Source organism: Nicoliella sp. ESL1149 (assembly GCF_058107265.1).
On the sequence record NZ_JBYLUE010000002.1, the window covers coordinates 943,751 to 959,801 of the forward strand.

General features: G+C 35.4%; 14 protein-coding genes. 13 read left to right on the forward strand and 1 reads right to left on the reverse strand.

The annotated features are described in order from the left end of the window. The first annotated feature begins 27 nt into the window (after nt 1-27). Together alr and AC3B6G_RS04535 are read left to right on the forward strand one after the other, a co-directional pair. Nucleotides 28-1,167, forward strand: a complete 1,140-nt coding sequence (gene alr, locus AC3B6G_RS04530; RefSeq protein WP_489849227.1) for an alanine racemase — start codon at nt 28-30, stop codon at nt 1,165-1,167. 35 nt (nt 1,168-1,202) lie between these two features. After that, entirely contained in the window at nt 1,203-1,595 is a 393-nt protein-coding gene (locus tag AC3B6G_RS04535) for a type II toxin-antitoxin system PemK/MazF family toxin (RefSeq protein WP_489849569.1), read from the forward strand. A 98-nt stretch (nt 1,596-1,693) separates the two neighbouring features. On the opposite strand, the gene AC3B6G_RS04540 is transcribed toward AC3B6G_RS04535, so the two are convergent. After that, on the reverse strand, nt 1,694-2,647 hold the full coding sequence (locus AC3B6G_RS04540; protein ID WP_489849228.1) for an L-lactate dehydrogenase: 954 nt from the start codon (nt 2,645-2,647) through the stop codon (nt 1,694-1,696). A 178-nt stretch (nt 2,648-2,825) separates the two neighbouring features. Between AC3B6G_RS04540 and pth the strand changes: the two genes are divergently transcribed. From pth to lysS, 11 genes are all read left to right on the forward strand, one after another. Beyond that, nucleotides 2,826-3,383 carry an aminoacyl-tRNA hydrolase gene (gene pth, locus AC3B6G_RS04545; RefSeq protein WP_489849229.1) on the forward strand — a complete coding sequence of 186 codons (558 nt, stop codon included), beginning with the start codon at nt 2,826-2,828 and terminating at the stop codon, nt 3,381-3,383. Nucleotides 3,384-3,401: 18 nt separating this feature from the next. After that, a complete protein-coding gene (gene mfd, locus AC3B6G_RS04550) occupies nt 3,402-6,923 on the forward strand; it encodes a transcription-repair coupling factor (RefSeq protein ID WP_489849230.1) in 3,522 nt (1,173 codons plus the stop codon). Further along, on the forward strand, nt 6,923-7,201 hold the full coding sequence (locus AC3B6G_RS04555) for an RNA-binding S4 domain-containing protein (protein WP_489849231.1): 279 nt from the start codon (nt 6,923-6,925) through the stop codon (nt 7,199-7,201). Before mfd ends, AC3B6G_RS04555 begins: the two co-directional genes overlap by 1 nt. Nucleotides 7,202-7,224: 23 nt before the next feature. Further along, the gene (locus AC3B6G_RS04560; protein ID WP_489849232.1) at nt 7,225-7,590 is read left to right on the forward strand and encodes an FtsB family cell division protein; all 366 of its coding nucleotides are present in this window, start codon (nt 7,225-7,227) and stop codon (nt 7,588-7,590) included. 71 nt (nt 7,591-7,661) lie between these two features. Continuing rightward, complete coding sequence (locus tag AC3B6G_RS04565; RefSeq protein WP_489849233.1) at nt 7,662-8,141, forward strand: S1 domain-containing RNA-binding protein; 480 nt, start codon at nt 7,662-7,664, stop codon at nt 8,139-8,141. A 57-nt stretch (nt 8,142-8,198) separates the two neighbouring features. Continuing rightward, entirely contained in the window at nt 8,199-9,557 is a 1,359-nt protein-coding gene (gene tilS, locus AC3B6G_RS04570) for a tRNA lysidine(34) synthetase TilS (RefSeq protein WP_489849234.1), read from the forward strand. 15 nt (nt 9,558-9,572) lie between these two features. Next, nucleotides 9,573-10,115 (forward strand): hypoxanthine phosphoribosyltransferase, encoded by a 543-nt coding sequence (hpt, locus tag AC3B6G_RS04575; RefSeq protein WP_489849570.1) that lies wholly within the window; start codon nt 9,573-9,575, stop codon nt 10,113-10,115. 111 nt (nt 10,116-10,226) lie between these two features. Continuing rightward, nucleotides 10,227-12,236 carry an ATP-dependent zinc metalloprotease FtsH gene (ftsH, locus tag AC3B6G_RS04580; RefSeq protein ID WP_489849235.1) on the forward strand — a complete coding sequence of 670 codons (2,010 nt, stop codon included), beginning with the start codon at nt 10,227-10,229 and terminating at the stop codon, nt 12,234-12,236. 71 nt (nt 12,237-12,307) lie between these two features. After that, the gene (gene hslO / locus AC3B6G_RS04585) at nt 12,308-13,216 is read left to right on the forward strand and encodes an Hsp33 family molecular chaperone HslO (protein WP_489849236.1); all 909 of its coding nucleotides are present in this window, start codon (nt 12,308-12,310) and stop codon (nt 13,214-13,216) included. Further along, nucleotides 13,216-14,211, forward strand: a complete 996-nt coding sequence (gene dusB, locus AC3B6G_RS04590; protein WP_489849237.1) for a tRNA dihydrouridine synthase DusB — start codon at nt 13,216-13,218, stop codon at nt 14,209-14,211. The genes hslO and dusB overlap by 1 nt, the downstream gene beginning before the upstream one ends. Before the next feature lie 80 nt (nt 14,212-14,291). After that, on the forward strand, nt 14,292-15,809 hold the full coding sequence (lysS, locus tag AC3B6G_RS04595; RefSeq protein WP_489849571.1) for a lysine--tRNA ligase: 1,518 nt from the start codon (nt 14,292-14,294) through the stop codon (nt 15,807-15,809). The last annotated feature ends 242 nt before the right edge of the window (nt 15,810-16,051 follow it).

Consider the following 16,051-nt stretch of genomic DNA (forward strand, 5'->3'; position numbering starts at 1 on the left):
TAATTAAGTTTTGACGGGGTGGATGTAATGGTAGGTAATCATCGCAATGCAATTGTAGAGGTTGATTTAGAGGCCATTCGTTATAATGTGAAATCAGAGGTACAACGCTTAGCTAGTGGAACCGAATTGTTTATGGTGGTTAAAGCCAACGGTTACGGTCACGGTGCTATTGAAGTAGCTAGAGCTGCTCAACAAGTTGGAGCAACAGGATTTTGTGTTGCTATTTTGGATGAAGCGTTAGAATTGCGAGCAGCAGGTTTTACAGAACCTATTTTAGTGTTAGGAGTTACCAGAATCGAGGATATTGCGTTGATTGCAGAACAAGGAATTTCTGTTACAGTACCTTCTATTGAGTGGCTATCTGACGCAATTGCTACAATAAAAAGTATAAGTTCCCAGAATCCGTTACCTTTGTTAAAAATTCATTTAGGACTAGACACCGGAATGGGAAGAATTGGTTTACAAACTGAAGAAGAAGTAGTTACGGCTGCAAAGTTAATTTCAGATAATCAAATTTTAATTGATTTTGAAGGAGTTTTTACTCATTTTTCCTGTGCTGATGAGACCAGTGACGATTATTTTAATTTACAATACAAAAGATTTAATCGTCTAGTTTATAAACTACCCAAACGTCCACGATATGTACATATTTCTAATTCAGCAACTAGTTTATGGCATGCTAAGTGTAATGGCAACATGATTCGATTTGGAGTGGCTGGATATGGGTTAAATCCGTCAGGAAGAACGATTCAACAAACACCATATCCATTGCATCCTGCTCTATCAGTTTTTTCAGAAATCGTTTTTTGTAAAAAAATTGTTAAAGGACGCTCAGTAAGCTATGGAGCAACTTATACTGCCAATGAAGATCAATATATTGCAACCATTCCAGTTGGATATGCTGATGGGATTCCACGGCGCTTACAAAATTTTAAGGTGCTTATTGATGGGGAATTTTGTTCGATTGTTGGAAGAGTCTGCATGGATCAATTAATGGTGCGAGTACCAAAACCACTGCCAGTTGGAACTAGGGTAACTTTTGTGGGTCATGACGGGGATAAAGAAATCAGTTTGCAAGATGTTGCGGACTATTGTGATACGATTCATTATGAGTTGGCTTGTCAATTAACAGCACGAATGCCTAGACGTTATACCCATTCGTTATAGGATGTGCGATTTGAGGGGTGAAAAAATTGTCGAAAATGGAGATTAAACGTGGTGATATCTTTTATGCAGATTTATCACCAGTCATCGGTTCAGAACAGGGTGGTGTTCGGCCGGTATTGATTATTCAAAATAATATTGGAAATCACTATAGTCCGACAGTAATCGTTGCAGCGATTACTGCTAGAATTTCTAAACCTAAAATGCCCACGCATGTGGGAATTAAGGCAAGTCAATCTAAGATTGAAAAAAATTCTGTAATTTTGTTAGAACAAATTCGAACAATCGATAAAAGTCGGTTAAATGATCGGGTTGCACATCTAAATAATACGATTATGAAGCGAGTCGATACAGCTTTAAAACTAAGTGTTGGGGTATCTACTAAAACTAATCCTAAGTCAGTGGCGAGTCCGGAAACTGAAAATAAATAAAATTACTTTGTATTTTTATACATAAAAAACCGTAAAGTTAAATTAATAACTTTACGGTTTTTGATTTCAATAATTTTATTTTCAATTGAAATGAGAAATTACTTTAAAGAATCCATACCCTTTTTAGCAGTTTCTTTTAATGTTTCAGCAGATGCTTGCATCTTCTTGTTTTCGTCATCACTTAATGGAACTTCAATAACTTTACGAACACCAGAAGCATCAACAACAGCTGGGGAACCGATGTAAATATCGTTTAAGCCATATTCACCGTTCATTGGAGCACCAATAGGTAATACAGACTTTTCATCACGTAAGATAGCACGTGAGATTCTCATTAAAGCAGTTGCAACACCGTAGAATGTAGCACCTTTTTTGTTGATGATAGTGTAAGCTTTGTTTCTAGTTTCGTCTTCTAATTTAAGAAGGTCATCTTTGGAAACACCGTAATCCTTAGCAACGTCTAATAAAGGACGATTACCAATCGTAGCTTCATCGATGTCAGCAAATTCTGAGTCACCGTGTTCACCCATAATGTAGGCGTTAACGTCAGCTGGATTAATTCCACCTAACTTCTTAGCAACGGCAACTTGGAAACGAGTAGTATCCAATGAAGTACCGGAACCAACAACCTTTTCTTTAGGGAAGCCAGATAATTTTTGAGTAGCGTAAGTTAAGACATCAACTGGGTTAGCAGCTACTAAGAAGATACCATCGAATCCAGATTTAACAACTGGAGGAACAATAGATGATAAAATCTTAATGTTTTTACTTACTAAGTCTAAACGACTTTCACCTGGTTTTTGAGGTGCACCAGCAGTAATAACAACTAAATCTGCATCTTTACAGTCGTTGTAATCTCCTGCATGGATTCTCTTAGGAGCAGTGAATACTTGACCATCTTCGAGGTCAAGAGCGTCTCCTTCAATCCGATCTTTAATAATATCAACAATGACAAATTCTTCGCCAAGGCCTTGTTGTAACATAGCAAAAGCGTAAGAAGAACCAACGGCTCCATCACCGACTAAAACAACTTTTTGTGGTTTTAATGACATATTAATTCATCCCTTCGAAAGAAATATATTTAAATACATATTTAGTATAGCATAAAGTCTAAGTATTGCTAATCAATATGCAAGCGAATTCATTAATTTAATTTTTTGTTATAATATAGAATATGTAGAAAATATAGATAGTAATAAATGGCTAATCAATAAATTAGGAGAAATAAAAATGAAATTAATTGTCGGTTTAGGAAATATTGGTCCTGAATATGATGGAACACGTCATAACACTGGATTTTCAGTCATCAATGAATTTGCTCAAAAGCATCAAATTGATATTAATCAGAACAAGATGGAAGCTATGGTTGGGACTGGTATGGTTGATGGTGAAAAAGTAATGTTAGTTGAACCGACAACGTTTATGAATGAATCTGGCCGTTCAGTTGGTCCTTTGATGAATTTCTTTAAGTTAGATATTGAAGATTTAATTGTTGTTTATGATGATATGGATTTACCAGTTGGAAGAATCAGATTACGTGATCATGGATCAGCAGGCGGTCATAATGGAATTAAGAGTTTAATTTCTCATTTAAACACTAATAAGTTTTATCGGATTAAGGTTGGTACTGATCACCCAACCCGAGAAAGTGTTGTAAATTATGTTTTAGGTAAATTTACCCAAGATCAGCTTCCTGATTTTAATAAAGCTTGTGATCAAGCGGTATCTGCATTAGAAGATTGGATTTCAGGGACTGAGTTTAACCGTTTAGAAAATAAATATAACTAGTTTGGAAGTGCATAGAACGTGGAATTAGGTCAATTTTTAACTAAATTACCACAATATCAAAATATTGTTCAAGACATTAAACCGGCTCATCGTCAATTAATAACGGGGTTAGCAGGATCAGCTAAAACTTTTTTGCTTTCTGCAGTTTTAAAAGACTTGAATCATCCCATTGTGTTGGTCACTGATACCCTTTATCATATGAATGAGATGGCAGATGATTTAGTGAACTTGATTCCTAGTGAACAAGTATATGAATTTCCAGTAGAGGAATTGATTGCTGCAGAAGCAGCAACTAGTTCACCTCAATATCGTTCACAACGAGTTAAAGCACTTCATGCCTTGCAAAGTGATAAGCCTGTTGTTATCGTAACTTCTGTTTCTGGAATTCGGCGGATGTTGCCTCAACCAAGTGAATTTAAACAAGCTGAACTGTCTTTTGAAGTGGGTAAAGACGTTGATTTAAATGAGTTGCCCAAAAAATTATCTCGAATGGGATATGAAAGGCAAAAACTAGTTGCAGCGCCAGGTGAATTTGCGATTCGGGGGTCAATCATTGATGTATATCCTTTGAATTCTTCAGATCCGGTAAGAATTGATTTGTTTGATACTGAAATTGATTCATTACGCCTGTTTAGTGTTGGAACCCAAAGTAGTATTGAAAACATCGATCAAATTCAGGTATTACCTGCTACTGATTTAATACTAGATGATAAAACTAGAAAAGTGGGAGCTAAGAATTTAGCAACCCGTTTAAAACGAAGTACTAGTCGAATGAAAGATAAGAAGTTAGCTAAATCACTTACTGATTATGTTAATGAGATTATTGAGGGATTATTAAAGGGCTACCAAAATAGCGAAACGGTTTTATTTAGTGAATTTTTATTTACAACACCTGTTTCATTATTTAATTATTTACCTCAGGATGGGTTAATCGTTTTTGATGATTTTAGTCGTTTAAAGGAATCAAATCAACAGTTAACGGACGATGAACAACAATGGGCAGAAGAAAGACTATTGCATGGGAAGTTGTTTGGAAAACAGCAATTGGGACTAGATTTTCATGATGAAATTAAAAATTCTTCTCAAGCTCAAATGCTGTTTTCTTTGTTCCAGAAAGGGATTGGTGGTTTAAAACTAACCCAATTAACTGATCTACCCGTTCGTCCAATGCAAAAGTTCCTAGGACAAATTCCACTTTTGAAAACGGAATTAAAACGTTATCAAAAACAAGCAATGACCACGGTTATCATGGTCGAAGATGATGCTCAAATGAGTAAGTTATCTCAGACAATGGCTGACTTTAAAATTGATGTCGTTGAGACTAGCTGGGATAAAATAATTAAGGGTCGAACCCAACTGATTGCTAATCATTTAGGGAATGGTTTTGAATTACCATTAGCTGGATTAGCTATCATTACAGAAAATGAGATGTTCAAGCGCCGGACGAAAAAGCGTGCTCGCCGACAAACATTTTCTAATGCGGAAAGAATTAAAAGCTATACTGATTTAAAACCCGGAGATTACGTTGTTCATGTTGACCATGGAATTGGTCGATATGAAGGAATGAAAACCATGGAGTCTGATGGTAAACATCAAGATTACATGACGATTGCCTATAAGAATGATGATAAGTTGTTCATTCCGGTTAGCCAATTAAGTAAAGTTCAGAAATACGTTTCCTCTGAAGACCGGCACCCTCGGATCAATAAATTAGGGGGAAGCGAGTGGGCTAAAACAAAACGAAAAGTTTCCCAAAAAGTTGAAGACATTGCAGATGATTTAATTGATCTTTATGCAAAGCGCTCTGCTGAAAAGGGTTTTGCCTTTCCTAAGGATGATAAATATCAAAAGGAATTTGAAGCAGAATTTCCTTATCAAGAAACGCCTGATCAACTAAAAAGTTCTGATGAAATTAAACACGATATGGAACAACCACATCCAATGGATCGGCTCTTAGTTGGAGACGTTGGTTATGGAAAAACTGAAGTAGCACTTCAAGCAGCATTCAAAGCTATTGAAGCGGGGAAACAGGTTGCAATGCTAGTTCCAACGACCGTTTTAGCACATCAACATTATGAAACAATGCTGAGTCGATTTAGTGGATATCCTGTTTCAGTTGGGGTTTTGTCTCGTTTTAGAACGGCTAAACAAATTAAACAAACTTTGTCCGAACTTGAAGATGGTTCACTAGATATAATTGTTGGAACCCATCGATTATTATCTAAGGATATTCATTTTAAAGATCTTGGATTATTGATCGTTGATGAAGAACAACGGTTTGGGGTAAAACATAAGGAGAGAATTAAAGAGTTAAAGTCTTCTGTTGATGTTTTGACATTAACTGCCACTCCAATTCCGCGAACCTTGAATATGTCAATGATGGGGGTTCGTGATTTATCCGTTATTGAAACTCCTCCTACCAATCGCTATCCCATTCAAACCTACGTAATGGAAGAAAATGCAGGAACGATTCGGGATGGAATTCGACGTGAATTACAACGAGGTGGTCAAGTTTTTTATCTTCATAACCGGGTTGAAAGTATTGAAAAAACGGTTTCGATGTTGCAAGAATTAGTTCCTGAAGCTAAAGTTGCTTATATTCATGGAAAAATGAATGAAAATCAACTCGAATCAGTTCTGTATGATTTTACTAATGGTGAGTATAATGTACTTGTAACGACAACAATTATTGAAACTGGGGTCGATATTTCGAATGCAAATACATTATTTGTGGAAAACTCTGATCATATGGGATTATCACAGTTGTATCAATTAAGAGGTCGGATTGGAAGAAGTAGTCGGGTGGCATATGCTTACTTCATGTACAAACCAAATAAAGTTTTAACAGAAGTTAGCGAAAATCGATTGGAAGCAATCCGTGATTTTACTGAATTAGGGTCTGGATTTAAAATTGCAATGCGTGATTTATCATTACGCGGTGCCGGAAATATTCTGGGAAAAGAACAACATGGTTTTGTTGATTCTGTAGGATATGATTTGTATACCCAAATGATTTCAGAAGCAGTTGGTCGAAAACGTGGTAAAACGGTTACTAAATCAGATTCTGTAATTGAATTAGGCTTTGAAGCATATTTACCCGATGATTATGTGAATGATCAACAACAAAAAATTGAAATTTATAAACGAATCCATCAAATTAGTAACGATGATGATTACACAGAAGTTCAGGGAGATTTGATCGATCGTTTTGGAGATTATCCCAAACCAGTTGCTAACTTATTAAAAGTTGCAAAATTGAAGATGTTAGCAGATCAAGCTTTAATTCAAAATATTAGAAACTTTAATCATCAAATTATTATTACAATGGCGTTAAGTGCTAATGATGTTTATGATTCGAAAATGCTGTTGAAAGCAGTTTCCAAAACAAGTTTTAGAGCTATTTTAGCCGAAGATAATAATCATATTTTAATTCGATTGAATTTACAACCGCAAATGAACGTTGATCAATGGATGGATGAATTATTAAAGTTAGTTAGTGAGTTGGTTGAGGAAAGAAAAAATAAGGAGGATGATGAATAATGCGTTTAGACAAATTTTTAAAAATATCGCGAATTATTAAACGACGTCCAGTTGCTAAAGCAATTGCCGAACAAGGACGTGTAAAAATCAATGATAAAGTTGCTAAATCGTCGACAAACGTTGTTCCAGATGACGTTTTAGTAATTGAATTTGGAAATAAGATTTTAAAAGTAAAGGTTTTACAAATTATTGACCGAACCAAAAAAGCTGATGCTGATAAAATGTACGAAATAATTAGTGAAGATTATCATCATGATTATTCTAATGATGAATTTTAGAAATAAAGGAATGGAGTAGTTAGATGGCAGATTTGGGAAATCAACAAACGAATAAAGTTAAAAGGCATAAAAATGTGTTGATGAGTAAGTGGCGGTTAAAAAGAGCAATTGTTTTGGGGCTCGTTTTTCTATTTTTTGTTGTGTTTTTTATGGTAAAGATTAGTTCTATGAACTCTCAATTAGGAACTACGCAAGATCAAATCAATGCTAAAAAGGTTGAACTAAGGGTCACTGATCAACGTCATTCTGAATTAAAATTAGGGATACGGCGCTTAAATAACCAAAATTATTTGGGACAATTGATTCGTGATAAGTATTACTACACTAAACCTGATGAAAAAGTCTATATTTTGCCAGGCGAAGTGGCAAAAGATGTCACCCAAAATTAAGATTTTATTAAAAAAAGTTAGCTTTTATGATATACTAAAGGCACAAAAATATTAGGAGGAACATCTTTTTTATGGCATTAAAGGTTGGAGAAAAAGTTTCCGGTAAAGTATCTGGAATTACTAATTTCGGTGCTTTTATTGATTTGGGAGATCATAAAACAGGTTTAGTACATATCAGTGAAGTATCCGAAGGATTTATTAAGGATATTCATGATGTATTAAAAGTTGGGGATACAGTCACTGTTAAGGTTTTGAAGATTGGTGACGATGGTAAGATTGCGCTTTCGATTAAGCAAGCTGACGATTCAGTTAAACATGAAAAAAAAGACCAACATGATCACCATAATAACCATAATAGCTATAATAAACACGATCATGGGAATCATAATGGCGGAAATCATAATGGTCATGCACCTAGTAATAATACACATCATAAAGAAAGTTTTGACGACATGATGAATGATTTCTTAAAAAATAGTGAAAGTCGTTTAGCTACGATTAAGAAGAACACTGAAGGTAAACGTGGCGGTCGCGGTGGTCGCCGAAGTTAACTTAATTAAAGATTAGAGCTGCTTGCTCTAGTCTTTTTTATTAGGAGTAAAGAAAAAGTGAATTTGGAAAAGAAATTTCAAACTATTATCCAAGATAACAATTGGTGGAAAACAAATGATCTAATTGTTGTTGCAGTTTCCACAGGAGTAGATTCAATGGCTTTGTTATCACTTTTATTAAAGTTATCTAACCATAAGCCGCGAATTATTGTTGCGCATGTGAACCATCATCTTAGAAAACAGAGCCAAGAAGAAGCAGAATTCCTTAAAGAGTACTGTTTTAGTCATCATCTTCAATTAGAAATAGCTGATTGGACTCAGCATCCCAATGTAGGAATTGAGGAAGCAGCCCGAAGATTTAGATATCGATTCTTTGGGGATGTGATGAGAAAATACGATGCCAACGTTTTATTAACGGCTCATCACCAAAATGACCAAGCAGAAACAATTTTAATGAAATTAACTCGTGGTGGAATGTTAAATGAACTAACTGGAATTAGAGCTGAACGAACGTTTGAAAACGGTATTTTAGCTCGCCCTTTATTAGCATTTCCTAAATCAAAAATTATTTCATATGCTCAACAAAATGGTTTAACCTGGTTCGAAGATAAAACCAATCAAATTAATGATGTTTTCAGGAATCGAATTCGCAATCAAATTTTACCTAAAATGAGACAGGAGAATCCGCAATTACTCGAACATTTAGCTAATTATGCTGAACAAATTTATCAAATTCAAACTGTTAATCGTAAATTCTTATTACCCATTCTAAGGGAAATGAACGTTTCAAATGATACTTGGCAAACTAATAGTTTTTTAAAATTAGATCCCAACACTCAAATGGAGCTATTAGAATTAATGATTCATGAATTTAATTCTCAAATTGGGATTAATCAACGAACAATAAGGGCTATTTTACACTTGTTAAAAAATGATGATAAACCCAATGGGCAAGTCCTGTTAAATAAGCATTATGTAGTAATAAAAAGTTATAATTTATTGAGGATAGAAGAAACGAATGATTTGTCACAAAAAAATGATTATTGTTCAAAATTTATGGTAAGATTAAATCACTGGTTTACGACTAGTAATGGAATATATTGTTGGATTGGCGAATCGAACAAGTGTCCTGAACTGGATTATTTTAATTCACTTCCGTTGGAAATGAACATGAACTCATTAATTGTTCGGAATTGGAAGTCGGAAGATAAGATTCGTCTGAAAAATGGTGGGCATCAAAAAGTGAGACGCATTTTAATTGACCAAAAAGTACCATTGAATGAGCGAGATTCAATCCAGGTATTGGTTGATAAGAATAATCAGATATATTCTGTTCTAGGATATAAAAATAGTTATATGGGTGTTATTCATTCTAATTATATAATTGGATGGAAAAACGAAAGGGGAATACATTAGCTTATGACAGAGACAATGAATAATGATATCGAAAGAATTATTTGTAGCGAAGACCAAATCCAAGAAGTATGTAAAAAACTAGGAGAACAATTAGCTAGTGATTATGAAGGGAAACGACCATTAGTAATTGCTGTTTTAAAGGGCGCTATTTTCTTTATGACTGATATCGTTAGATATATGGACATGGATTTGAGTATTGATTTTATTGATGTCTCTAGCTATTTCGGTGGGACTAGTTCAACTGGGAAAGTGAAACTGGCGAAGGATATTGATAGTGATGTTTCTGGAAGAGACGTTATCTTTATTGAAGATATTATTGAAACTGGTCGAACCATCAAATACCTAAAGGATCTCTTATCAGACAGAGGAGCTAATTCAGTTAAAATCTGTACCTTAATAGATAAACCAGAAGCTCGTAAAGTTGATGTTCAATCCGATTATGTTGGAGTGGAACTTCCAAAAGAATTTTTAGTAGGATATGGATTGGATTACAATGAAAGTTATCGTAATTTGCCATATATTGGAGTTTTAAAACCAGAAATTTATAACAAGGATTAATTTAAATTCTTAACGTGTCATTAAGAATTACAAGAATCGACGTGTTCTAATTTAAAACGCTTCTTTAATCGTGATATAATTAAAACATTATTTGTTTTTAGGAGGTAGTCAATGAAAAAAGGTAATAATGGCTTTTTGCGAAGTAGTTTATTCTACATCTTGATCGCCCTATTACTTGTCGGAGGATTATACTTCTTCGAAGGTGGTAGTGGTAGTACTGGACAAAGTCGTACGATTGAATCTAGTCAATTCATCAATTCGCTTAAGTCTCATCAAATTAAAAAATTCTCCATTCAACCTTCAGGTGGTGTTTATAAGGTTAGTGGTGAATACAAACACCCTCAAACAATGAAAGCTAATTCATCATTGTCATTAGGGAGTAAAAAGAATGTTAAGGTTAGCCATTTCGATGCATTAATGTTAAAAAATAACGCTTCTGTATCTGAAATTAATAAGGCGGCCCGGACTTCTAACACTCAGTATAGTGCTAAGGAAGCTGAGTCTAATGGCTTTTGGTTAAACTTAATTGTTTATGTTCTTCCATTAATTATCTTTATCTTTTTCTTTTATATGATGATGAATCAAGCCGGCCGTGGTGGCGGTGGTGGTCTTATGAAAGTTGGAAAGAGTAAGGCTAAACCCGCTACTAGTAAAGTCCGTTTTAAGGATGTAGCCGGTGAAGAAGAAGAAAAACAAGAATTAGTTGAAGTGGTTGAATTCCTTAAGAATCCAAAGAAGTATTCAGCCCTTGGTGCCAAGATTCCACATGGTGTTTTACTTGAGGGGCCTCCTGGTACTGGTAAGACATTGTTAGCAAAGGCTGTTGCTGGAGAAGCTAACGTCCCATTCTTCTCAATTTCAGGTTCTGATTTTGTTGAAATGTTCGTTGGGGTTGGAGCTAGCCGAGTTCGTGATTTATTTGAACAAGCTAAGAAGAACTCCCCTGCAATCATCTTTATTGATGAAATCGATGCCGTTGGACGGAAGCGTGGTTCCGGCATGGGGGGCGGTCACGATGAACGTGAACAAACCTTGAATCAATTGTTAGTTGCAATGGATGGTTTTGAAGGTAACGAAGGTGTTATCGTTATTGCTGCTACTAACCGTGCTGATGTCTTAGATCCGGCTTTGACTCGTCCAGGTCGTTTTGATCGAAAGGTGCTAGTTGGTCGTCCAGATGTTAAAGGGCGTTTAGCTATCTTGAAAGTTCATGCTAAGAATAAGCCGTTTGCTAAGGATGTTGATTTGCAAGAAATTGCTAAACAAACTCCTGGATTCGTTGGAGCTGATTTAGCGAACTTGCTTAATGAAGCCGCATTATTAGCTGCTCGTCGAAGTCATAAGGAAATTGAACCTGTTGATTTGGATGAAGCAGAAGATCGTGTGATTGCTGGTCCAGCTAAAAAGGATCGGGTCGTTAACAAGAAGGAACAAGAAACAGTTGCTGCCCATGAAGCTGGACATACAATTGTAGGGTTGGTCTTAAATGATGCCCGAGTTGTTCATAAGGTTACGATCGTGCCACGTGGTCGTGCTGGCGGATATGCAATTATGCTACCAAAAGAAGATCAACAATTAATGTCGAAGAAGAATGCTATGGAACAATTAGCTGGCTTAATGGGTGGTCGGACAGCTGAAGAGATCGTCTTCAATTCCGAATCATCCGGGGCTTCTAATGATTTCCAACAAGCTACTAGATTAGCTCGAGCAATGGTTACTCAATATGGAATGAGTCCTAAGGTAGGAACAGTTGAATTAGAGGATCCAACTCAAGATCCATATGCGGGTCGTCAATATTCTGAAAAGACAGCTGCTTTAATTGATGAAGAAGTTAAACGCTTCATTGATGAAGCTCATGAAACAGCTCGTAAGATCATTAATGAACATCGAGAACAACATCAAGTGATTGCGGATGCTTTATTGAAGTATGAAACCCTTGATGAAAAGTCAATTCTTAGTTTGTATAAGACTGGGAAAATGCCAAAGCATGATGACTTAGAGTTCCCTAGTGAACATGATCCAGAAACTTTTGATGAAGCACGTTCAGCTGCTGATAAAAAAGATTCTGAAGAAGAACATCACGATGAAAAGGAAGAAAAACATCATGATGATCAAGATTAATAACTAAATATTTAGGTATAAAACGTGGGCGCTTGTTACTCACGTTTTTATATTATGAGGAGTGAATTTATATGAGTGATGATTATTTAATTAAAAGTATTACTAAAGATGGAATGTTTCGAGCATATGCAATTCAAGCCCAAGGGGTTGTTCAAGAAGCACAAAAACGTCAAGATACGTGGAGTGCATCTTCAGCAGCACTAGGTAGAAGTATTATTGCGACATTACTGTATTCATCTTCTTCCTTAAAAGGCAAGGAAACTTTAACCGTTAAAATTAATGGTGGTGGTCCCGTTGGAACGATTATGGTTGATGCTGACGCTAATGGTCGGGTAAAGGGTTACATTCAAAAACCACATGTTAACTTACCATTAAACAAGCATCATAAGATTGATGTTGGTAAGGCAGTTGGAATCAATGGATTCTTACAAGTAATGAAGAACACCGGTGGTGATGAGCCATATACAAGTAACGTTCCATTAGCTTCAGGTGAAATTGGTGATGACTTTACTTATTACTTAGCTCAATCTGAACAAGTCCCTTCAGCAATGGGGGTTTCAGTTTTTGTGAACTCAGACAATACGATTGGTGAAGCCGGTGGTTACCTAGTTCAAAAGATGCCAGGGGCAACTGATGAAGCTATTCAAAAGTTAGAAAAACGTTTGAAACAAATTCCAATGATTTCCGAATTATTATTAGATAAGCAAAAACCAATCGACATTTTAAACTTGATTTTTGGGAAGGATAACTTAGAAGTATTGGATAAGATGCCAGTCGAATTTCATTGTAATTGTTCTAAGGAACGTTTCGGAAAAGTCTTAGAAAAAATTTCTAATGAACAATTAAAACAATTGATCAATGAAGATCATGGTGCTGAAACTACTTGTCATTTTTGCGGAGCTAAATATCAGTTTAGCGAGGATGATTTAAAGCAAATCCTTGCAAAAAAGGAAGCCAAAGCGGCGGAGGATAAAAAATAATGAATCAGGAATGGAAAATTGGGAATGTAACGATTCCTAATCGAGTTGTTGTTGCTCCGATGGCTGGAGTGACTAATCCTGCTTTCCGAATTATTTGTAAGGAAATGGGAGCTGGATTAGTTGTTTGTGAAATGGTATCTGATCGAGCTATTATTCACCGTAATGAAAAGACCCTTAGTATGTTAGGGGTTAGTAATAAAGAACATCCTATGAGTATTCAAGTCTTTGGTGGAACTAAAGAAACTTTATTAGAAGCAATTGAGTACTTAAGTGAAAATACCAACGCTGATATTATTGATATTAATATGGGATGTCCAATGCATAAGATTACAAAAAGTAATTCTGGTTCAAAATGGTTATTAGATCCAGATAGAATATATGACATGCTTTCCACTGTTACTAAGGCGGTAGATAAACCTGTTACAGTTAAAATGAGAACTGGTTGGGATGATGATCATATTTTTGCTGTAGAAAATGCCTTAGCAGCTCAAGAAGCTGGGGTTGCTGCTTTGGCAATGCATGGACGGACACGAGAACAAATGTATCAAGGACATTCTAACTGGGAGATTCTAAAGGACGTTGCTGACCATTTGACAATTCCGTTCATGGGAAACGGAGATGTTAGGACTCCTGAAGATGCCAAGAAGATGATTGATGAAGTTGGTGCGGATGCAGTTATGATTGCTAGAGCAGTTGAAGGTAATCCATGGATGCTTCGTCAAACCAGTCATTATCTAGCAACCGGTGAATTACTTCCTGAACCAACATTAGAAGAACGGGTATCAATTGCAAAAGAACATTTGCATAATTTAATCGATTTAAAGGGTGAAAGAATCGGTCCTAAAGAATTTCGCGGACAAGCTGGGTATTATTTAAAGGGAGTTAGTCATTCTGCTAGAACACGGGTTGCTTTGAATAATGCTGATACGGAACAAGAGATGGATAATATCTTTGATAAGTTCGTTGAAAAACAAGCTAAAAGAAATGCACGATAGAAGATAAATGCGTATTATTTGATAATATGTGTTATTATTAAATTGAATTTGTAACTGGAGGGGTTAAAGTGTCACATGAAATGAATGATCAAATTCGCGTGCGAATTGATAAAATGAATGAATTACGCCAAGAAGGAATCGATCCATTTGGTGGACGTTTTGAAAGAAACTATCTAGCTCAACAATTACATGATGAATATAATGATTTATCAAAAGATGAACTAGAAAAGATGGATAAAACAGCCACAATTGCTGGCCGAATGGTTGCTAAGCGTGGAAAAGGTAAAGTTGGTTTTGCTGATTTACAAGACCGGACTGGTCGAATCCAAGTTTATGTTCGTAAGGATGTTGTTGGAGAAGATGTATATCATATCTTCAAACGTTCTGATATTGGTGATCACCTTGGTTTTACTGGTGAAATTATCAAGACAGATATGGGTGAATTGACAATTAAGGCAACGAAGGTCTTCTTCTTGTCTAAAGCTTTACGTCCATTACCAGATAAGTACCACGGTTTACAGAACAAGGAACAAAAGTATCGTCAACGTTATCTTGATTTAATTTCTAATCGGGAAAGTTTTGATCGCTTCCAATTGAGAAGCAAAATCATTACTGCAATTAGAAGTTATTTAGATAATGTAATGCATTGTACTGAAGTAGAAACACCTGTTTTGCATAATCAAGCTGGTGGAGCTAATGCTCGTCCATTTATTACTCACCATAATGCATTGAATATTGACCTATATCTTCGAATTGCTTTGGAATTACATTTGAAGCGTTTGATCGTTGGTGGAATGGAAAGAGTTTATGAAATTGGTCGTGTCTTCAGAAATGAAGGAATGGATCAAGAACACAACCCTGAATTTACTGAATTAGAATCATACATTGCATACTTTGACTTTAAAGATGTTATGGATGAAACTGAAGGTTTATTTAAAGCAGCAGCAGCTGTAGTTACTGATGATGGTAAGATTACTTATAAGGGTCAAAAGATTGACTTTGATAAACCATTTGCCCGTTTACACATGGTAGATGCAATTAAGCAAGTTACTGGTGTTGATTTCTGGCCTAAGATGAGTCTTGAAGAAGCTCGTAAGTTAGCTGATGAACATCATGTTGAATATAAGGATTATTGGAAGGTCGGTCATATCATCAACCAATTCTTCGAACAATTTGTTGAAGACAAAATTGAACAACCTACCTTTATTTATGGTCATCCTGTTGAAATTTCACCATTGGCTAAGAAGAACAAGAAGGATCCACGTTTTACTGATCGTTTTGAACTTTATATTTGTGGAAATGAATATGGAAATGCCTTTAGTGAATTAAATGACCCAATTGATCAAAGAAAGCGTTTTGAAGCTCAAGCAGCTGAAAAAGCAGCTGGTAATGATGAAGCTCAAGGAATTGATGAAGACTTTATTGAAGCTTTATCATATGGAATGCCTCCTACAGGTGGTTTAGGAATTGGAATTGATCGTTTGGTTATGTTATTAACTGATGCTGATTCCATTCGTGATGTCCTATTGTTCCCAACGATGCGTCCAGAAGACAATTCTAATAATGAACAAGATGAAAAAGAAAAGAAGAATAAGTAATTAGAAAAAGTTCTACGTTTTTGTAGAACTTTTTTTATTTTGGTGTTGACTTTTATATTTTAAAATAGTAATATATTTAATTGTGGTTGAGCGAGACAAGTTGTCAGTTAAAAATCTTGAAAAGAAATTAAAATTTCTTATTGACATCGATTGCTTAATTATGATATTATTAAATAGTTGTCGCGTTAAAAAAGACAATTAAAACGATGTAGATCTTTGAAAACTGAATAAGATATGACAAT